Annotated in this window: 17 protein-coding genes and 1 pseudogene; 5 read left to right on the forward strand and 13 right to left on the reverse strand. The window is 73.9% G+C overall.

Going from position 1 to position 19,590, the window contains the following annotated elements; all coding sequences use genetic code 11:
- Position 1 precedes the first annotated feature (1 nt).
- The 7 genes from prcA to AC4H2H_RS02505 form a co-directional block, all read right to left on the reverse strand.
- The gene (prcA, locus tag AC4H2H_RS02475) at positions 2–745 is read right to left on the reverse strand and encodes a proteasome subunit alpha (protein ID WP_494369229.1); all 744 of its coding nucleotides are present in this window, start codon (positions 743–745) and stop codon (positions 2–4) included.
- Positions 742–1,710, reverse strand: a complete 969-nt coding sequence (gene prcB / locus AC4H2H_RS02480) for a proteasome subunit beta (protein WP_494369230.1) — start codon at positions 1,708–1,710, stop codon at positions 742–744. Before prcB ends, prcA begins: the two co-directional genes overlap by 4 nt.
- 19 nt (positions 1,711–1,729) lie before the next feature.
- Positions 1,730–1,924 (reverse strand): ubiquitin-like protein Pup, encoded by a 195-nt coding sequence (locus AC4H2H_RS02485; protein WP_494369231.1) that lies wholly within the window; start codon positions 1,922–1,924, stop codon positions 1,730–1,732.
- A gap of 152 nt (positions 1,925–2,076) precedes the next feature.
- A complete protein-coding gene (gene dop / locus AC4H2H_RS02490; protein ID WP_494369349.1) occupies positions 2,077–3,717 on the reverse strand; it encodes a depupylase/deamidase Dop in 1,641 nt (546 codons plus the stop codon).
- A 635-nt stretch (positions 3,718–4,352) separates the two neighbouring features.
- Positions 4,353–6,011, reverse strand: coding sequence for a proteasome ATPase (gene arc / locus AC4H2H_RS02495; RefSeq protein ID WP_494369232.1), 1,659 nt, complete (start codon positions 6,009–6,011; stop codon positions 4,353–4,355).
- A gap of 182 nt (positions 6,012–6,193) precedes the next feature.
- Positions 6,194–7,327 carry a tRNA (adenine-N1)-methyltransferase gene (locus AC4H2H_RS02500; protein WP_494369233.1) on the reverse strand — a complete coding sequence of 378 codons (1,134 nt, stop codon included), beginning with the start codon at positions 7,325–7,327 and terminating at the stop codon, positions 6,194–6,196.
- Between the two features lie 22 nt (positions 7,328–7,349).
- A complete protein-coding gene (locus tag AC4H2H_RS02505) occupies positions 7,350–8,432 on the reverse strand; it encodes a site-2 protease family protein (protein ID WP_494369234.1) in 1,083 nt (360 codons plus the stop codon).
- Between the two features lie 447 nt (positions 8,433–8,879).
- Here AC4H2H_RS02505 and AC4H2H_RS02510 point away from each other — a divergent pair.
- Positions 8,880–9,044: pseudogene (locus tag AC4H2H_RS02510) on the forward strand (phosphotransferase); the annotation flags it as partial.
- A gap of 290 nt (positions 9,045–9,334) precedes the next feature.
- Here the strand turns inward: AC4H2H_RS02510 and AC4H2H_RS02515 are convergent.
- Positions 9,335–10,045: an HAD family hydrolase gene (locus AC4H2H_RS02515; protein ID WP_494369235.1), complete on the reverse strand. Its 711-nt coding sequence runs from the start codon at positions 10,043–10,045 to the stop codon at positions 9,335–9,337.
- A 128-nt stretch (positions 10,046–10,173) separates the two neighbouring features.
- On the opposite strand from AC4H2H_RS02515, the gene AC4H2H_RS02520 reads away from it, so the two are divergent.
- Entirely contained in the window at positions 10,174–11,049 is an 876-nt protein-coding gene (locus AC4H2H_RS02520) for a PAC2 family protein (RefSeq protein ID WP_494369236.1), read from the forward strand.
- Positions 11,050–11,082: 33 nt separating this feature from the next.
- On the opposite strand, the gene mshC is transcribed toward AC4H2H_RS02520, so the two are convergent.
- Both mshC and AC4H2H_RS02530 read right to left on the reverse strand, forming a co-directional pair.
- Positions 11,083–12,357, reverse strand: a complete 1,275-nt coding sequence (gene mshC, locus AC4H2H_RS02525) for a cysteine--1-D-myo-inosityl 2-amino-2-deoxy-alpha-D-glucopyranoside ligase (RefSeq protein ID WP_494369237.1) — start codon at positions 12,355–12,357, stop codon at positions 11,083–11,085.
- 139 nt (positions 12,358–12,496) lie between these two features.
- The gene (locus AC4H2H_RS02530) at positions 12,497–13,372 is read right to left on the reverse strand and encodes an undecaprenyl-diphosphate phosphatase (protein ID WP_494369238.1); all 876 of its coding nucleotides are present in this window, start codon (positions 13,370–13,372) and stop codon (positions 12,497–12,499) included.
- A gap of 156 nt (positions 13,373–13,528) precedes the next feature.
- Between AC4H2H_RS02530 and AC4H2H_RS02535 the strand changes: the two genes are divergently transcribed.
- On the forward strand, positions 13,529–14,497 hold the full coding sequence (locus tag AC4H2H_RS02535; RefSeq protein ID WP_494369239.1) for an aldo/keto reductase: 969 nt from the start codon (positions 13,529–13,531) through the stop codon (positions 14,495–14,497).
- A 13-nt stretch (positions 14,498–14,510) separates the two neighbouring features.
- On the opposite strand, the gene AC4H2H_RS02540 is transcribed toward AC4H2H_RS02535, so the two are convergent.
- Positions 14,511–14,831: a primosomal protein gene (locus AC4H2H_RS02540; protein WP_494369240.1), complete on the reverse strand. Its 321-nt coding sequence runs from the start codon at positions 14,829–14,831 to the stop codon at positions 14,511–14,513.
- Positions 14,832–14,952: 121 nt separating this feature from the next.
- On the opposite strand from AC4H2H_RS02540, the gene AC4H2H_RS02545 reads away from it, so the two are divergent.
- Entirely contained in the window at positions 14,953–15,177 is a 225-nt protein-coding gene (locus AC4H2H_RS02545) for a DUF5703 family protein (RefSeq protein ID WP_494369350.1), read from the forward strand.
- A 40-nt stretch (positions 15,178–15,217) separates the two neighbouring features.
- On the forward strand, positions 15,218–15,844 hold the full coding sequence (locus AC4H2H_RS02550) for a fructosamine kinase family protein (protein WP_494369351.1): 627 nt from the start codon (positions 15,218–15,220) through the stop codon (positions 15,842–15,844).
- Between the two features lie 21 nt (positions 15,845–15,865).
- Here the strand turns inward: AC4H2H_RS02550 and AC4H2H_RS02555 are convergent, their stop codons facing one another.
- On the reverse strand, positions 15,866–17,248 hold the full coding sequence (locus tag AC4H2H_RS02555; RefSeq protein WP_494369241.1) for a M20/M25/M40 family metallo-hydrolase: 1,383 nt from the start codon (positions 17,246–17,248) through the stop codon (positions 15,866–15,868).
- Between the two features lie 462 nt (positions 17,249–17,710).
- On the reverse strand, positions 17,711–19,447 hold the full coding sequence (locus AC4H2H_RS02560) for a multicopper oxidase family protein (RefSeq protein WP_494369242.1): 1,737 nt from the start codon (positions 19,445–19,447) through the stop codon (positions 17,711–17,713).
- Positions 19,448–19,590: the final 143 nt, after the last annotated feature.

The raw sequence follows: 19,590 nt of genomic DNA on the forward strand, positions 1-19,590 counted from the left end.
CCTACCCCTCGTCCGCCGCGTCGGTCGCGGGCGGCGCCTCGCCGTCCCCGGCCGCGACCAGGAGGGCCTCGAGCGCCGTCCCCGTCAGGCGCCGGAACGCCCGGCGCGGACGCGTGCGGTCGAGCACGGCCACCTCGAGCTGGCTCGCCGGGATCTCCCGGGGCTCGTCGGCGTCGCCGCCCGAGCCGAGCGCGCGCACCGCGAGGCGCAGCACGTCCCCGAGCCCGAGGCCGGCCTCCCAGCCCTCCTCGAGCACGCGTCCCAGGTGCTCGGACTGGCCGCCCATGACGACGAAGCCCTGCTCGTCCGCGACCGACCCGTCGTAGGAGATGCGATAGATCTGGTCCTGCGCGGACGTCCGGCCCACCTCCGCGACGACGATCTCGACCTCGAGCGGCTTGGACTCCGTGGTGAACACCGTCCCGAGCGTCTGCGCGTACGCGTTCGCGAGGCCGCGCGCGTTGACGTCGGTGCGGTCGTAGGAGTACCCGCGCAGGTCCGCGTAGCGCACCCCGGCCACGCGCAGGTTCTCGAACTCGTTGTACTTGCCGACGGCCGCGAACGCGATGCGGTCGTAGATCTCCGAGATCTTGTGCAGCGCCCGCGACGGGTTCTCCGTCGCGAACGCGATCCCGTCCTCGTAGGCGAGCACGACGACGGACCGCCCGCGCGCGATGCCCTTGCGCGCGAAGTCCGCGCGGTCCTTCATCAGCTGCTCGGGCGAGACGTAGAAGGGCATCGTCATGCGTCGTCACCTCCGGACGTCGAGTCGTGGTCGCCGGCGCGCGAGATGTCGTCCCGCACGTCGTGGGGCACCTCGTGGGGCACCGCCTCCGCGTTGGTCGCGGCACGACGACGACGTGCCACCGGGTGCGCCGACCGCTCGCCGACCAGCGTGTCGACGATCGCCGCGAGCTCGGCGTCCGGCACGCGCACGTACCCCTCTGGCGTCACGACGGCCACCACCGGCCAGATGCGCCGCACCTGGTCCGGCCCGCCCGTCGCCGAGTCGTCGTCCGCGGCGTCGTACAGCGACTCGACGGCCACGCGCACCGCCGACTCCCGGTCGAGGTCCGCGTGCCACAGCTTCTTCAGCGCGCCGCGCGCGAACACCGACCCCGACCCCACCGAGTGGTACGAGCGCTCCTCGTAGCGGCCGCCCGTCACGTCGTAGGAGAAGATCCGGCCCTCGCCACGGTCGAGGTCGTAGCCCGCGAAGAGCGGGACCACGGCGAGGCCCTGCATCGCCAGGCCCAGGTTCTGCCGGATCATCGTCGACAGGCGGTTCGCCTTGCCGTCGAGTGACAGCAGCGTCCCCTCGATCTTCTCGTAGTGCTCCAGCTCGAGCTGGAAGAGGCGCACGAGCTCGACCGCGATACCCGCGGTCCCCGCGATCCCCACGGCCGAGTACTCGTCCGCCGGGAACACCTTCTCGATCTCGCGGTGCGCGATCATCGAGCCCATCGTGGCGCGGCGGTCGCCGGCCATGACGACGCCGCCCGCGTCGTCCGTCCCGAACGTGCACGCGACGATCGTCGTGGCGTGCGGCGCGTCGGGGAGCACGCCGCCCGACGGCGCGTGCCGGGCCCGGTGCGAGGGCAGCAGATCGGGCGCGTGGCCCGTGAGGAAGTCGAGGAACGAGGACGAACCCGGCGTCGTGAACGCGTCGGGAAGCCGCCCTGGGAGGCGCTCAGGCCGGTGGTTGCTCATCAGCGGTCCGCCACGCTTCCTACTCGCCGCCCTTCTGGACGAAGCCCCGGACGAAGGACTCCGCGTTCGTCTCGAGCACCTCGTCGATCTCCTCGAGGAGGGCGTCGACCTCGGCGTCCCGCGACTGCGCCTGCGGCGCGACCGGGGCGGGGGCGCCCTCGGGCTCGTCGTCGGGGCGCCGGTCCTCGTGCGAGGCGTGCGTACGTTCGGCCATCGTTGCCTCCTCGTCCGTCGACCCGGTGCGGGTCGACGCTCTCTCCGGTCCAACCCGGGCGGCGCTCGCGCGCTTCCCGGTCCTGCTCGCACGCGGCGCCCGGTCCGTGGAGGGTCGGGGCGCCGTCGTACGTCCAGCCTAGTCGCCGCCGGTCACCCGGTGCCCGCGAGACCCGCCAGGAGCGCCGCCGCGTCCGGGCTCGCGTCCAGCAGCGCGCCGATGTGCGCGCGCGTGCCCCGCATCGGGTCCATCATCGGCACGCGCTGCAGCGACGGGGCGCCCGGCACGTCGAAGATCACCGAGTCCCAGCTCGCGGCCGAGACCTGGTCGCCGTAGCGCGCCATGACCTCGCCGCGGAAGTACGCCCGCGTGTCCTCGGGCGCATGGTGCACGGCCGCACCCACCTCGCGCTCGTCGACCACGCGGTCGACCACGCCCGCCGCGAGGAGCCGGTGGTAGATGCCGCGCTCCGGACGCACGTCCGACCACTGCAGGTCCATCGCCGCGAGCCGCGAGTGGCCCCAGTCGAGGCCGTCACGCTCGCGCAGCCGGTCGAGCAGGCGCAGCTTGGCGACCCACTCGACGTCGCGCGAGCACGCGTCCCGGTCCGTCCCGAGGCGTCGCAGGACCGAGGCCCAGCGGTCCAGCACGTCACGCGTCGCGGCGTCGACCCCGTCGGGCCCCGCGAGCCGCTCGGCCGCCTCGGCAGCCACCTCGAGGTACGCGCGCTGGACCTCCAGCGCCGTGAGCTCGCGGCCGTCGGCGAGCGTGAGGGTCTGCGCGAGGCCGAGATCCCGGCTCACGCGCTGCACGTCCGCCACGGGGTCCGCGAGCCGCAGCGCCGCGAGGCGTGCGCGCACCTGCGGGCCGAGCTCGTCCAGGTGCTCCACCACGAACAGCACGAGCGACGTGGAGCCCGTCTTGAGGTACGTCGCGGTCTCGAACAGGTTCGCGTCGCCGATGATGAGGTGGAGGCGCCGCCAGCGCTGACGGTCCGCGTGCGGCTCGTCGCGCGTGTTGACGATCGGGCGCCGCAGCGTCGTCTCGAGGCCCACCTCGGCCTCGACGTAGTCCGCGCGCTGCGAGATCTGGAAGCCCTGCTCCTCCCCCGCCTGCCCGAGCCCGACCCGGCCCGACCCCGCGAACACCTGACGCGTCACGAGGAACGGCGTGAGCATCTCCACGACGACCCCGAACGGGACCGCACGGTCCACCAGGTAGTTCTCGTGCGTGCCGTAGCTCGCGCCCTTGCCGTCCACGTTGTTCTTGTAGAGCACCACCGAACCGCCCGGCACCTGCGCCAGCTCGCGCGACGCCGCCAGCATGACGCGCTCGCCCGCGACGTCCCAGCACACGACGTCGTGCGGGACCGTGACCTCGGGCGACGAGTACTCCGGGTGCGCGTGGTCCACGTACAGGCGCGCGCCGTTCGTCAGGATGACGTTCGCCGCGCTCGGGTCGTCGTAGTCCTCGCTCGTCGGGCGCGCGACCTCCTGCAACGAACCAGCCGATGCATCGCCCGGAACGCCGTCGCGCGCCGTCGGGCCCGACGGCGCAGGGTGCGCAGGGTCGTCCGTGAGCAACGACGGGTGGGCAGAGGGGCGCGGCACGTGGAACCCGCGCGCGTCCTGCAACGGGTCCTCGTCGTCGTAGTCCCACCGCGCCCGGCCCCGCGCCCCGTCGCTGCGCGCCGCGACCGCCCGGTACGTCGTGACGACCTGGCTCGACATGAGCATCGGGTTCGCCAACGGCTTTCCCGGCTGCAGCACGCCGTACTCGGTCTCGATCCCCATGACCCGTCGCACGCTCACGCCGACACCCTATGCCGGGCCCCCGACGCGGCGCCGACGCTGTCCACGGGCGTCCGGTCGTGGTCGGGTCTGCAGCGCGTGGTCGGGTCCGCGGGCGCTGCGCCGTCGGTGCTCGGGCTGGCCGCGCCGTCACCCTGGTCGTTCGGCCGTGCGTTCACGAGCGCGGCCTTGACGCCCTTCGCATCCGACGCCGCACCACCCGCTCAACTGTCGGCGCACCACGGTCCCGTCCCGAGCGGGAAGACGCCGCGCGCGACCCGCTCGTTGTCGGCCCACCTGGGGCTCACCACCCGCGCCCCGGCCGCATCGACCGCGCGCCCCAGCCCTCCGCAGTTCGGTCCCGCCACCGCGCGACGGCCGCATCACCCACCCGTCCCCCCGGCTCGGCCCGGTCCGCGCGGGCGGAACGCCCGAGGTGACGGGCCTGAGCGGCTGAGCCGGGTCGTGGCCGGAGGGGCGGCCGTGCCGGGTCGTGGTGGGTCTGGCGGGAGCGACGCGAGGAACGAGCGGCGCGGATGGTAGACCCGGCACGGCCGCCCCTCCGGCCACGACCCGGCGACCCACCACGCCCCGGCGACCCCCCACCAACGCACGGCGCAACGCGCGCGCCCGGCGACCTACAGGTACTGGCCGGTGTTCGTGACGGTGTCGATGGTGCGCGGGGAGCCGCCCTCGCCCTTCTTCTGGACGATCGTGCGGATGAAGACGATGCGCTCGCCCTTCTTGCCGCTGATGCGCGCCCAGTCGTCGGGGTTGGTGGTGTTGGGCAGGTCCTCGTTCTCCTTGAACTCGTCGACGCACGCCGAGAGCAGGTGGTCGACGCGGATGCCGCGCTGGCCGGTGGCGAGGAGGTCCTTGATCGCGGACTTCTTCGCGCGGTCGACGACGTTCTGGATCATGGCGCCGGAGTTGAAGTCCTTGAAGTACAGGATCTCCTTGTCGCCGCTCGCGTAGGTGACCTCGAGGAACTGGTTCTCGTCGTCCTCGGAGTACATGCGCTCGACGACGGAGCGGATCATCTCGTCGAGCGCCGCGCGGTGGCTGCCGCCGTGCTCGGCGAGGTCGGCCGCGTGGATCGGCAGGTCGTCGGTGAGGTACTTCGCGAAGATCTCCTTGGCGCCCTCGGCGTCGGGGCGCTCGATCTTAATCTTCACGTCGAGGCGGCCGGGCCGCAGGATCGCCGGGTCGATCATGTCCTCGCGGTTGGAGGCGCCGATGACGATGACGTTGTCGAGGCGTTCGACGCCGTCGATCTCGGACAGGAGCTGGGGCACGATCGTCGTCTCGACGTCGGACGAGAGCCCCGTCCCGCGCGTGCGGAACAGCGACTCCATCTCGTCGAAGAACACGACGACGGGGGTGCCCTGCGACGCCTTCTCGCGGGCGCGGGCGAAGATCAGGCGGATGTGCCGTTCGGTCTCCCCCACGTACTTGTTGAGGAGCTCCGGGCCCTTGACGTTGAGGAAGTAGCTCTTCGCGGCGCCGGGCGTCGTCTCGAGGTCCTCGCCGCGGGCCTTCGCCACGGTGTGCGCGAGGGAGTTCGCGACGGCCTTGGCGATGAGCGTCTTGCCGCATCCGGGCGGGCCGTACAGCAGCACGCCCTTGGGCGGGCGCAGACCGTGCTCACGGAACAGGTCGGGGTGCGTGAACGGCAGCTCGACGGCGTCGCGGATCTGCTCGATCTGCGGCCCGAGCCCGCCGATGTCCGTGTAGTCGATGTCCGGGACCTCCTCGAGGACGAGCTCCTCGACCTCGGACTTCGGGATGACCTCGAACACGAAGCCGCTGCGCGTGTCGATCGTCAGGGAGTCGCCGACGCGCAGCGCGGTGTGCGCGACGGACCCGGCGAGGCGCACGACGCGCTCCTCGTCCGCACGGCCGACGACGAGCGCGCGATCGGCGTCGAGGATCTCCTTGACGGTGACGATCTCGCCCGTGCGCTCGTAGCCGCCCGCGGCGACGACGGTCATCGCCTCGTTGAGCTTGACCTCCTGGCCGGGGCGCAGCCGCTGCACGTCGAGCGTCGGGCTCGCACCCACGTGCATCTTGCGACCTGCGGCGGAGACGTCGACCGAGCCGTCGGGATGCGCCGCGAGGAACACCGCGTACGTCCCCGGGGGCTTCGCGAGGTCGTCGATCTGCCGCTTGAGGTCGAGGATCTGGTCGCGCGCGGCACGCAGCGCCTCGGCGAGCCTCTCGTTCTTCGCGGAGAGCAGCGCGACCTCGCGCGCACCGTTCGGCACGCCCTCGTCGCTTCGGCCGAATGTCTCGCTCATCGGGTGTCCCCTCTCGCCGGCGGGTCGCCCGGCCGCACGGTGGACGGCGACGGGAGACCGCAGGGGCCGCCCGTGTCGACCGCCGTCCGGCGGCCGGGGTGTCGACCTTAGGCACAATTCTCGCGCGCGCACAGCGACGACACCCAGGGTGAGACGACCGGGTCCCGATCGTTACCGAGGCGTCACGACTCCGACACGTCGACGGCGCCCTGGCCCGGGTCCGCCGCCTGGTCCGGGCCCTGGCCGACGTCGCGTCGCACCCGGCGGATCTTCTTCTCCGAGACCGGGCGCTCGCCGAGCTCCTCGGGCGACCACTGCTCGACGTCCGTCGGGTAGGCGCCCTTGGCCGGGCGACGCCTGCGCTCGGGCGGGGCGACGCCGTCGGCCAGACGACGCGCGGTGAGGAGGAAGCCGGTGTGGCCGATCATGCGGTGCTGGGGGCGCACCGCGAGGCCCTCGAGGTGCCAGCCGCGGACCATGGACTCCCACGCGACCGGCTCGGCGTAGCGGCCGTCGGCCCGCAGGTCCTCCGCGAGGCGCGAGAGCTGGGTCGTCGTCGCGACGTAGCAGACGAGGACCCCACCCGGGACGAGCGCACGCGCCACGACGTCGAGGTTCTCCCAGGGAGCGAGCATGTCGAGCACGACGCGGTCGACGGTGCCGTCCTCGGCGACCGTGGGGAGCACGTCGGCCAGGTCGCCGATCGAGAGGGACCACGCGGGGTGGGGGGCGCCGAAGAAGGTCTCGACGTTGCCGCGCGCGATCGCGGCGAAGTCCTCGCGACGCTCGATCGAGTGCAGGTCCCCGGTGTCGCCGACGGCGCGCAGCAGGGACATGGTCAGCGCGCCCGACCCGACGCCCGCCTCGATGACGCGGGCGCCGGGGAAGACGTCGGCCATCGCGACGATCTGTGCGGCGTCCTTCGGGTAGACGACCGCGGCCCCACGCGGCATGGACAGCACGTAGTCCGACAGGAGCGGGCGCAGCGCGAGGTACTCGATCTCGGCGGTGTTGCGCACCACGCTGCCCTCGGGCTGACCGATGAGGTCGTCGTGACGCAGGTAGCCCTTGTGCGTGTGGAAGGTCGCGCCGGGCGCGAGGGTGATCGTGTGCAGCCGCCCGCGCGGGTCCGTGAGCTGGACCTTGTCCCCCACGCGGAGCGCGCCGCGGCGCTGGTCGGCACCGGTGGCCTCCGGCCGGTCCGCTGCCTGCGCGTGACCGTCGCGGCTCCCGAGCGCGGTCGCCGGGTCGGGCGCGGCGCCGGGTCCGGGGACGGGTGGCTGCGGCGCGGGCGTGGCGGGGGGCTCGGAGGTCACGGGCGACCATCCTACGGGCCGGTCAGCGTCGTCGTGCGTCCCGGAGCGCCCCGACGACGCGCGCGACCTCGAGGACCCCGACGACCCGACCGCCGTCGGTCACGACCACGACGGACGCCGAGCGGCCGGCGTCCGACAGGGCGGCGAGCATGTCGGCGCCCACGAGGTGCGCGTCGACCGTGGCGCCGGCGGGCAGCGGGACCGCGACCGCGCCGACCGGGGTGGTCTCGGCCGCCTGGGGCGGGACGGCCGCGGCAGCCGCCGGGTCGACGTAGCCGATCGGGGTGCCCGAGGCGTCGACGAGGACGGCGAGCACGTGCGGGCCGCCCGCGAGCGCCACGGCCCGGCCGACCGCGCCCACGGAGGCCGACGAGGGCACCGGGACCGCTGGGCGCGCGAGCCCGCGGACCGAGAGCCCGGACACGGCCTCGCGCGTGCGGCCGGCGGCGATCGCCTGCCCGGCCCCGCTCCACAGGAAGGCGCCGATGAGCGCCGACCAGGCGACCGTCCACAGGCTGGGCTCCCGGCCGAGCGCCAACGGCCACAGCAGCGCCCACGCGACGACGCCGACCGCGACGACGCGCCCGACCCAACCGGCCGCGACCGTGCCCGTCGTGCGCGAACCGGTCGCGGCCCACACGGCCGACTCGAGGATCTGCCCGCCGTCGAGCGGCAGCCCGGGCAGCAGGTTGAAGAAGCCGACGAACGCGTTGGAGAACGCGCCGGCGTACAGCAGGAGCGCCGGGACGGAGAAGGTGTCCATCGCCTGGAAGGTGAGCCAGAACACGACCGCGAGCGCGAGGTTGGTGAGCGGGCCGACGACGGAGATGAGGAATCCGTCGAGCGGACGCGCCGACGTCCCCGAGTACGCCGTGTGCCCGCCCCACAGCGTGACCGCGAGCTCGGTGACGTGCTGACCACGAGCCCGCGCGACGAGCGCGTGCGCTACCTCGTGGAGGAACACCGAGACGAACAGGAGCAGCACGAACGCGAGGGAGACGAGGTACACCTCGCTGCCGAGGCGCGGCGCGAGCCGCTGCACGGTCGGCACGAAGAGCACCGTGAGGACGACCGCGGCGACGAACCACGACGGAGTGAGGATCACCGGTGCACCCGCGACCCGGCCGATCACCCACCCTTTGGTGCGCGGGCCCGCCGGCGCGGGCGTACGGGGGGCTCGGTGCTCTGGTCCGTCCACCCCGGAAGCCTATGCCGCCGTCGTAGCGGAGGGTGCACGGAGCGGGCGGAGCAGTGCGACCATGGGTCCGTGCCCACGGACGATCCCGGCCCGGTCGAGCGCGAGCTGTCGGGCGGCAACGTGAACGAGGTGGTCCGCGTCGGCGACACCGTGCGCAGGACGGCAGGACCGTGGACGCCGACGATCCACGCGCTCCTCGCCTGGGTCCGCGCCCAGGGCGTCTCCGTGGCTCCCGCGCCGCTCGGTCTGGACGACGACGGACGCGAGGTCCTGACCTGGACCCACGGCGACGTCGGTGGCTGGCCGCTCCCCGACTGGCTCTGGGACCGTTCGACGCTGCGGGAGTCGGGCGAGATGCTCCGCTCGTGGCACGACGCCACGACGGGCTTCGTCCTCGCCGGAGCCGTGTGGCGCTCCCCGGCGCGCGAGCCGGCCGAGGTGGTCTGCCTCAACGACGCCGCGCCGTACAACATGGTCAGGTCGGACGGCGCGCTCGTCGGGTTCATCGACGTCGACATGGCGTCGCCCGGTCCGCGCGTCTGGGACCTGGCCTACCTCGCCTACCGACTGTGCGGGTGGTGCGAGGACATGCCCGCCCCGCCCTCGCTCTCACCCGGCGAGCGCCTGGCGGAGCTGCTCGACGGTATGGGCGTGATCGGGCGCCGACACCCGATGCCGTGCTCTCGACGATGCGGGTCCGGCTCCTCGACCTGGCGGACTGGACCGATCGTCACGCGCAGACGACCGGCCGGGCGGACCTGCACGAGCACGCGCGGATCTACCGGCGGGACGCCGGTCGGCTCGACCTCTCAGGCGGCCTCGGCCATGAGGTCGACGACGTCGCCCGCGACCAGTCGTGACAGGAGCGGGACGTCGACGAGCTCGAGCGACGGCGTCCGGCTCAGCCCGGGCGCCGGCAGGACGGGGACCACGGCCTCGACACCGAGGGTCGCGGCGCCCGAGGCCCGCGCCGACGCGATGCCGGCCGGGGAGTCCTCGATCGCGACGCAGCGCGTGATGTCGACGCCGAGCCGCTCGGCCGCGAGCAGGTAGGGCTGCGGGTCGGGCTTGCCGCGCTCGACCTCGTCGCCGCACACGAGCGTCTCGAACGCACCCTCGGGCGCGAGCTCCGCGACGGGCTGCGCGAGCTCGCGGTAGGACATCGTGACGAGCGCGCACGGCACGCCGGCCTCGCGCAGCGCGACGAGCAGCTCGCGCGCACCGGGCTGCCAGGGGACCTCGACGCGCACCTGGTCGATGACACGGCCCATGAGGAACGTGACGATCTCGTCGACCGGGAGGTCGACGCCGCCACGCTCGCGGATGATCCGGGCGGACTCGCGCAGCGGGTTCCCGACCAGCGACATCGCGTCCTCGTGCGTCCACGTCCCGCCATGGGCGTCGACGAGCTCGTGCTCCGCGGCGATCCAGTACGGCTCGGTGTCGACGAGGGTGCCGTCCATGTCCCACAGGACGGCCTGCGGGAGAACGGGATCGGTGGCGGGGCGCGGGGACGTCACGGCGAAGGCTCCAGGGAGGGGGTCGGGGGTGGCGCGCCGGGGCGCGCCCTGCTCACCACCCTACGTGCGGGTACGCCACGCGCGAACCCGCTCCGCCGTCGTCGTGCCCGGCCGCATAGGGTGGGGCGATGAGCGAGAACGGACCCGAGGGCACCCGGCAGGCCGTGATGATCGCGGCGTTCGAGGGCTGGAACGACGCGGGGAGCGCCGCCACGGCCGCCCTGCAGCACCTTCACGAGGTCTGGGACGCCCAGGACGTCGACGAGCTCGACCCCGAGGAGTACCACGACTTCCAGGTGAACCGCCCGATCGTCACGACGGACGACGACGGACGCCGCGAGATCACGTGGCCGACCACGACGATCGCGAGCGCGACGGTCGCGCCGGGGGGCCGCCGCGTCCTGCTCGTGCACGGGATCGAGCCGTCGATGCGGTGGCGCGGGTACTGCCGTGAGCTGCTCGACCTGGCGGAGGAGCACGGCGTGCGGACCGTCGTGACGCTCGGGGCGCTGCTCGCGGACGTGCCGCACACGCGGCCGATCCCCATGACGGCGACGTCGGAGAGCGTCGGGCTGCAGGCCGTGCTCGACGTCGAGCCGAGCACCTACGAGGGCCCGACGGGGATCGTCGGGGTGCTCCAGCACGCGGCCGCCGAGCGCGGGCTGCAGTCCGTCTCACTGTGGGCCGCCGTCCCGCACTACGTCGCGCACCCCCCGTCGCCCAAGGCGACGCTCGCGATCCTCGCGCGCATCGAGGAGCTGCTCTCCGAGCCGATCCCGCTGGGAGACCTCCCCGAGGACGCCGAGGCCTGGCAGCACGGCGTCGACGAGCTCGCCGCGGAGGACGCGGAGATCGCGGAGTACGTGCAGCAGCTCGAGGAGGCGAAGGACACGGCCGAGCTCCCCGAGGCGAGCGGTGAGGCCATCGCGCGGGAGTTCGAGCGCTATCTGCGCCGTCGCGACCGCGGCAACCCCGGGGACCGGGGCAAGGGCCCGGCGGTCTGACGTCGCCCGGCGTCAGGCTGCGTCAGGTGCCGGTCAGAGCCGGACGCCCAGCAGGGCGTTGACCGCGCGCGAGAGCACACCGGGGGCGCCCTCGACGTCGCCGGACGTGTCGCGGCCGGGACGCAGGGACTCCGCGGCCCACGCGTCGACGGCCGCCAGCGCCGCGGGGGCGTCGAGGTCGTCCGCGAGCGCAGCGCGCACGGCCGCGAGGGTCGCGGTCGCGTCGGGCCCTCCGTTGCCGGAGACGGCGTCGCGCCAGGTCTCGAGGCGTCGCGAGCCCGTGGGCAGGTCGTCGTCCGTCCACTCCCACTCGCCGCGGTAGTGGTGGGCGAGGAGCGCGAGGCGGATCGCCATCGGGTCGACCCCCGTCTCGCGCAGCCTCGAGACGAGCACGAGGTTGCCGCGGGACTTGCTCATCTTCTCGCCCTCGTAGGCGACGAGCCCGGCGTGCACGTGCACGCCCGGCGCGGCGCCGCCCGAGAGCATCCGGTCGTGGGACGAGGACATCTCGTGGTGCGGGAACAGCAGGTCCGCTCCCCCGCCCTGGACGTCGAACGGGAGCCCGAGGCCGTCGCGCGAGATGACGGTGCACTCGACGTGCCACCCGGGACGACCCGTGCCGAGCTCGCCGCCGTCCCAGGCGGGCTCGCCCGGGCGCTCGCGGCGCCACAGGAGCGGGTCGAGCACGTCCTTCTTGCCCTCGCGCTCCGGGTCACCGCCGCGCTCGGCAAACAGGTGCTCCATGACGTCGCGGGCCAGGCGCGAGACGGACCCGAAGCCGGAATCAGCGGACAGGTCGGCGTAGACGTCGCCGAGACCCGGGTCCGTGCCGCCGGCGCCGGGCTCGACGGGGACGCGGTAGGCGACGCCCGCGGCGAGGAGCTCGGTCACGGCCGCGACGACCGTCGGGATGGTCTCGACCGCGCCCTGGTAGACGTCGGGCGGGACGACGCCGAGGGCGGTCATGTCCTCCGCGAACAGGGCGGTCTGCTCGACGGCGAGCGCGCGCCAGTCCACGCCGGTGGCGGCCGCGCGCTCGAGGAGCGGGTCGTCGACGTCGGTCACGTTGGAGGCGTAGGTCACGCGGTGCCCGGCGTCGAGCCAGGCGCGCACGAGGAGGTCGAACGTCACGTACGTGGCCGCGTGCCCGATGTGGGTCGCGTCGTAGGGGGTGATGCCACAGACGTAGAGGGTCGCGGCCTCACCCGGCGCGGCGACGACGAGCTCGCGCGTGGACGAGTCGTGCACCCGGACCGGGAGGCCTCGTCCGGGGAGCTCGGGGATCTGCGGGGCGGGCCAGCTGTGCACGCGTCAACCTTAACGGCCGGGCCACGGCCGAGACGCCGCTGAACGGGAGCGGGCGGACGTGACGAAGCCCACCGAGCACGGCCCGCGGCGGTCCGACGCGATGGCCACCTGAGCGCGCCACTGGACCTGACGCGTCCCGTCAGGGGGTCGAGGCCGCCGTGCCGCCCGGCTCGAGCACGCCGAACAGGAGGAGCAGCACGACGATGGCCGCAAGCCCCAGCCGGTAGATCACGAACGGCGCGTAGCTGAAGGTCGAGACGATCTTGAGGAACGCGATGATGACGAAGTACCCCACGACGAACGCGACGATCGTGGCGAGGAGGGTCGCACCGGCGCCGGGCGCCCCGGGGACGGGGTCGCCGGACGACTTGAAGAGCTGGTAGAACCCCGAGCCCATCACGGCCGGGATCGCGAGGAGGAACGAGTAGCGTGCCGCTGCCTCGCGCGTGAAGCCCATGAGCAGGCCCGCGGTGATCGTCCCGCCCGAGCGCGAGACGCCCGGCACGAGCGCGAGCGCCTGCGCGAAGCCGAACAGGACCGCCTGCCGCGGGGTCAGCTCGCGCAGCGCCCGGCGCTTGGCGCCGATGCGGTCCGCCCAGCCCAGCAGGAGCGCGAACACGGCGAGCATGAGCGCCGTGAGGTAGAGGTTGCGGAACGTGTTCTCGATCGCGTCCTCGAACAGCAGCCCGAGCACGACGATCGGGACCGAGCCGAGCGCGATGAACCACGCCATCGCGGCGTCGTGGTCGTGCTTGCCGAGGCGTGCGCGCCAGTCCGTGCCGTGGTCGCCGCGCACGGACCGCCACCAGGCGGCGCAGATCCGCGCGATGTCGCGCCGGAAGTAGAGCAGGACGGCCGTCTCCGTGCCGATCTGCGTGATCGCGGTGAACGCGGCCCCCGGGTCCTGCGAGCCGATGAGCTCGCCCACGATGCGCAGATGAGCGCTCGAGGAGATCGGGAGAAACTCGGTCAGGCCCTGGACGAGGCCGAGGAGGACTGCTTCCCACGCGTTCACGAGCGGTCACGATACCCGCTGGTCGGACGCCTCCCGGACGCCTTCCACCGGACCCGGCGTGAGGGCGCCACAGAGCGGGTGAACCTGCGTCGGAGGAGCCCGTCGGTGCGTGCCCCGACGGTCGCGATCGGCCGGGCGCCGGTACCCTCGGCTCCCATGGAACACCGCCATCTCGGTCGCACCGGCCTGCGCGTGTCCGCGCTCGGACTCGGCACCATGACGTGGGCCCGGGATACGGACGAGCTCGACGCCGCCGAGCAGCTGCGCGACTTCGTCGACGCGGGCGGGACGCTCGTCGACACCGCGGCGTCGTACGCGGACGGCGACGCCGAGTCGCTCGTGGGATCGCTCCTCGGGACGAAGGTCGACCGTCGCGACGTGCTCCTGTGCACCAAGGCGGGCGTACGGCACACGCCGGCAGGGCCCGTCGTCGACGCCTCGCGGGGCGCGCTCCTCGACTCGCTCGACGACTCCCTCGCGCGCCTGCGCACCGACCACGTCGACCTGTTCCTCGTGCACGCGCCCGACCCGCGCACCCCCTTCACGGAGACGCTCTCCGCGCTGCGCCACGCCGTGGTCTCGGGCCGCGCGCGCTACGTCGGCCTGTCCAACCACCCGGCGTGGGCGACCGCGCGGGCGGCGGCGCTGCTCGGCGGCACCGACGACGTCGGCCTCGCCGCCGTCGAGCTCGAGTACTCGCTCCTGCAGCGCGGCGCCGAGCGCGAGGTCGTCCCCGCGGCCGAGGAGCTCGGGCTCGGGCTGCTCGCCTGGTCGCCCCTGGGCCGCGGGGTGCTCACGGGCAAGTACCGCCGCTCCCTGCCGGCGGACTCGCGGGGCGCGTCCCCGCACCTCGCCGCGTTCGTCGAGCCCTACCTGGACCAGGCGTCGTCCGGGGTCGTGGAGGCGGTCGTCACCGCCGCCGAGGGTCTGGGACGGGCGCCCCTCGACGTCGCGCTGTCGTGGCTGCTCGGCCGGCCCACCGTCGCGAGCGCGATCGTCGGGGCACGCACGCCGGCGCAGCTCCGGGCGTCGCTCGCCGCGACCGACCTCGAGCTGCCCGACGCCGTGCGCGCCGCGCTCGACGACGTGAGCGCGATCGACGAGGGCTACCCCGAGCGCTGGTGACGACAGGGCGGGCTCAGCGGGCGCCGTCGGTCTCCAGCTCGCCCGACAGGACGTCGTCGTCGTCCAGCGCGTCGTCCAGGGCGTCGTCGAGCGACTCGTCGTCCTCCTCGTCCTCGTCGTCGTCCTCGTCGTCCTCCTCCGCGAGGTAGAACGGCGTCGCCTCCCCGTGGACCTGGCCCAGTGCCTCGTCGTAGACCTCGAAGGCGTCCGCGAGCACGTAGTAGGCGTCGTCGACGGAAGGGTCGTCCTCCCCGCGGCGTGCGGCAACAGCGTTGTAGTGGGCCTCGAGCGCGGCGATGAACCGGTCGAGGGCGGCACGCGGGTCAGCGGTCATACCCTGACGGTAGCCCCGCGAGGGGCACAATGGCACTCGTAAACCGGACCGGTCGGACCGGTCGGATCGGTCCGGCGCACGGCCGAGGACGTACGAGAGAGGACGGTGGCGCGTGGAGGAGATGCCGACGTCACGCCAGGGGTCCGGGTGGGCCACGCACGGTGGGCAGTACGAGTACCGCGTCCTGACGATCGACCGCTCCGCGAGCCGGTCCGACGCGAACCGGCTGCTCACCGACGAGGCGGAGTACGGGCGCTGGGAGCTGGCTCGCACCCGGCTGTACGTGGGAGGCGAGCGGCGGGTCTGGCTGCGGCGCAAGATCATCCGGGTCAGATCGACGCTGTGAGCCGCGCGTGAGCGGAACCCCGGACGCTGTTCCGGGCAGGGTGCCGGACGTGTTCACGAAGTCCCGTGCGGACCCGCCGGCGGGATTCTTCGCGTGCGAGGCCGCCGGGCTGGAGTGGCTGCGCGTGGCCGGCGGGCCGCGCGTCGTCGAGGTGCTGGGGGTCGCGCGCACGCACCTCGACCTCACGCGGGTGCGTCCAGCCCGTCCCACCCCCGGGGCGGCGTCCGCGTTCGGGCGCGCGCTCGCCGTCGTGCACGACGCCGGGGCGCCCGCGTGGGGTGCGCCCGCCCCCGGCTGGGAGGGCGACGCGTTCTTCGGCCCGCTCGACGACCCGCTCCCGCTGACGACGGGTTCGTGGCCGGACTGGCCCACCTTCTACGCCGAGGCACGGCTCGTGCCGGTCGCACGGCAGGGCCGGGATCGCGGCGACCCGGCCGCGCACGGCGGCCACCGTGAGGCCGACCTGGCGATGCTCGCGCTGTTCGGCGCGCCCCGCCTCGAGAAGATCCCCGCCGGGTACGACGACGTGCACCCCCTCGCGCGCGGCTGGCGGCACCGTGTCGTGCTGCACCAGGTCTACCCCGTCGCGGTGCACGCCGTGCTCTTCGGCGGCGGCTACCTCCCGCGGCTGCGCGCGATGCTCACCGGGCTCCTCGACGGCCGTTGAGGCCTGACCGCCGGGCCGGCGTCAGCAGGTGCGCAGGAGGCGGTCGAGCACGCGCACGCCGAACCGCAGCGCGTCGGCGGGCACGCGCTCGTCGACGCCGTGGAACATGCCGGAGAAGTCGAGGTCACCGGGCAGACGCAGCGGCGCGAAGCCGTAGCCGGTGATGCCGAGCCGGGCGAGCGACTTGTTGTCCGTACCGCCCGAGAGCGTGTACGGCAGGACCGCCGCCTCGGGGTCCTCCGCGAGCAGCGAGTCGACCATGGCGTCGACCAGCTCGCCCTCGAACGGGACCTCGAGCGCGATGTCGCGGTGGATCTCCTCGACGCGCACGTGCTCGCCGGCGAGGTCGCGCAACCGCGCGAAGCCCTCGTCCTCGTGGCCGGGCAGCAGACGGGCGTCGATCGTCGCCTCGGCACGGCCCGGGATGACGTTCGCCTTGTAGCCCGCGGAGAGCTGGGTGGGGTTCGACGTGTGACGCACGGTCGCGCCGACGAACCGCGACGCCGGCCCCAGCGCCGCGACGAGCGCGTCGACGCTGCGCGAGTCGCCCGGGTCGTACGACAGCCCGGTGAGGTCGGCGACGCCGCGTAGGAGCTTGTCGACCGTCGGCGTGAGCGTGTACGGCCAGTGGTGCGCACCGATCCGCGCGACGGCCTCCGCGAGGTGCGTCACGGCGTTGTCGGGGTTGACCTGCGAGCCGTGGCCCGCGCGGCCGTCGGCGACGAGCCGCAGCCACGCGATGCCCTTCTCCGCGGTCTGCAGCAGGTACGCCCGACGGCCGCCGACCTCGACGGAGAACCCGCCGACCTCGCTGATCGCCTCCGTCGCACCCTCGAACAGCTCCGGCCGGTGGTCGACGGCGTACCGCGCCCCGTACGTGCCGCCCGCCTCCTCGTCGGCGAAGAACGCGACGACGACGTCGCGCGCGGGCTTGCGCCCCTCGCGCGCCATCTGCCGCACGACCGCGAGGATCATCGCGTCCATGTCCTTCATGTCGACGGCGCCGCGGCCCCACAGCAGTCCGTCGATCTCCTCGCCCGCGAACGGGTCGACGGACCAGTCCGACGCCTGCGCGGGCACCACGTCGAGGTGACCGTGCAGCACGAGCGCGGGCCGGCTGGGGTCCGCGCCCTCGAGACGCACGACCACGCTGGCGCGGCCCGGCTCCGACTCGAACAGCTCAGGCTCCAGCCCGACCTCGTGCAGCAGCTCCATGACGTACTCCGCCGCGGCCCGCTCCCCCGGCCCCGACCCGTCCCCGAAGTTCGACGTGTCGATCCGCAGCAGCTCCTGGCAGATCCGCACGACCTCGTCCTCCGCGGTCGGCAGGAGGACACCCCCGGCCGTCGCGTCGGGTGCCGGGGTCGTGGTGCGTACGCGGGAGTCCGGGTGCGGAGCGGTCATGGCGACACGCTACCCGGGCCGGCCGTCCGCCTGGGTGAGGTAGAACCGGGGTCGCGCGAGATAGAACCGTCAGTCGGTCCGACCCTGGTCATGCGCCGAACACGAGATGAGTGTCGTTATCCAGGCCGTGGCGACGCTCAGGTCGTGTTCGACAGCGAGCCATGTCGTGTTCGAGGACCATCCAGGGCTCGGGCGTCGGCCGCACGGCGAGACGGCGAGACGCCGGGAGACCGGCCCCACGGGCCGTTTGCCCGGGCGAGCACCGACCAAGGTGGGACGACGCCGGGAGGGGTGGGTGGGGGCGCCGCGTCGTGGTCGGGCCTGGCGGGAGCCGCGAGGAACGAGCGGCGGATGGTAGACGCGGCGCCCCCACCCACCCCGACCACCCAAACCGACCACGCGCCGTCCGACACAAGAACCACGGTTCTACCTCGGCAGAGCGGGGTTCTTCCTCGGCGACGGTCAGTGGTCTGCGCGGTGGTTGCCCTCGTCCGTGGCGGGGCGGCGGGGGCCGGTGCCGTCGCCCGGGGCGTCGGACACGTCGGGCGCGTCGCCGTGGTCGGCGTCGTGGTCGGGGTGGGTGACGCCGTCGGGGACGTCGATGCGCGACGGCGCCTGCTCGCCCGGGGCGACCACGACGAGCTGGCCCATCATGCCGCGGTCCTCGTGCGTGAGGAGGTGGCAGTGGAACATGTACGGCGTGCTCGGGTCGGTCGTGCCCTCAGCGGCGTCGAACCGCACGAGCAGGCGCGTGACGTGACCCGGCTCGACGTGGACGGTGTCCTGCCAGCCCGCGAGATCCGGGCCGGGTGGCGACCCGCCGACGTCGAGCACGCGGAACTGCACGTCGTGCACGTGGAAGTTGTGCGGGGTGTCGTCGAGACCCTTGACCTCCCAGACCTCGGACTCGCCGACGGTGACGACCTCGTCGATCCGGGACATGTCCATCGACTTCCCGTTGATCGCGTTCCCGGCGAGCTGGAAGCGGCGCGTGCGCACGGCGTCGGACTCGTCGAGCTCCTCGGACGGGTCGGCCGCGGCGAGGACGTCCGGCACGGTCGGGCTCGGCGCGAGCTCGTCGGCGGCGCGCAGCTCGAGCAGGTCGAGCGTGTCGTCGCCGCCCGAGAACCGCTCGAACACCGGGTTGACACCGAGGTCGGGCGGGAAGCTGCGCAGGACGACGCGCTCCCCGGGGCTCATCGTCACGACGACCTCCGCTCGGTCCCCCGGCGAGAGCCGTACCCGCTCGACGGTCTGCGGGGCGGTGAGCAGCCCGCCGTCGGTCCCGACGAGCTGGACCGTCCCGCCGTCGGCGAGCCCGACGTCGTACACGCGCGAGTCGGAGCCGTTGAGCAGGCGCAGGCGCACACGCTCGGTGGTCACGTCGAGGTAGGGGCCGGGCGTGCCGTTGACGAGGACGGTGTCGCCGAGCGGGCCCACGGGCGACAGGAACGACACGGCGTCGTCGAGCCGGCCGTCGGCGTGGAAGCTCTTGTCCTGGAGGATCACGGGGACGTCGTCCACGCCGTACTCGTGCGGCAGGTCCGCCGCCGGGCCCTCGGCGCCGGCAGGATCGTCCAGGAGGAACATCCCCGCGAGCCCGCGGTACACCTGGCTCGCCGTCTGCCCGTGCAGGTGCGGGTGGTACCAGAGCGTCGCAGCCGGCTGGTCGATCGTCCACAGGGGAGACCATGTCTGGCCGGGCTCGACCATCTGGTGCGGTCCGCCGTCCATCGCGGGCGGCAGATGCATGCCGTGCCAGTGGATCGTCGTGGTCTCGTCCAGCGCGTTGGTCACGTCGACGCGGACCCGCTCGCCGCGTGCGGCGCGCAGCGTCGGACCAAGGTAGTCACCGTTGAGCCCGAGGGTCGGCGTGGGCTCGGCCGCGCCGAGGTCGGCGACGCCTTCCCGGGCCTCGAGCTCGAAGATCCGGACGCCGTCCTCCACCCGGGACGCTGCGAGCGGCGGGACCGCGAGCGGCCGGGTGAAGTCGACGGCGCCCGCGGTGCTCGTCGCCGCCCGCGCCCACGCGACCCCCACCACGGCGACGATCGCGCCGACGAACAGGACGGCGACGAGGCCGAGGACGAGCAGGATGCGGGCGAACGGGCCACGGCGCCGGCGAGGAGGGGCCGGTGGTACTCCGGGCGGCCCGGTCGGGGCGGCGGACGGCGGCGCGGTGGGTGGCTGATAGGTCATCGGGTTCTCCTGGCTGGACGCCGGCGGTCGGCGTGGTGCGGGTCGACGGCGGCCCTCGTGCGAGCGAGGCGATGCCGTCGACGCTAGGGACCGGTCGGTGCCGGGCGCGTCCGCACGGAAGCGTACGCGTCCCCGGAACCGAC

The sequence above is a fragment of the Cellulosimicrobium sp. BMG9.22 genome (assembly GCF_059159975.1).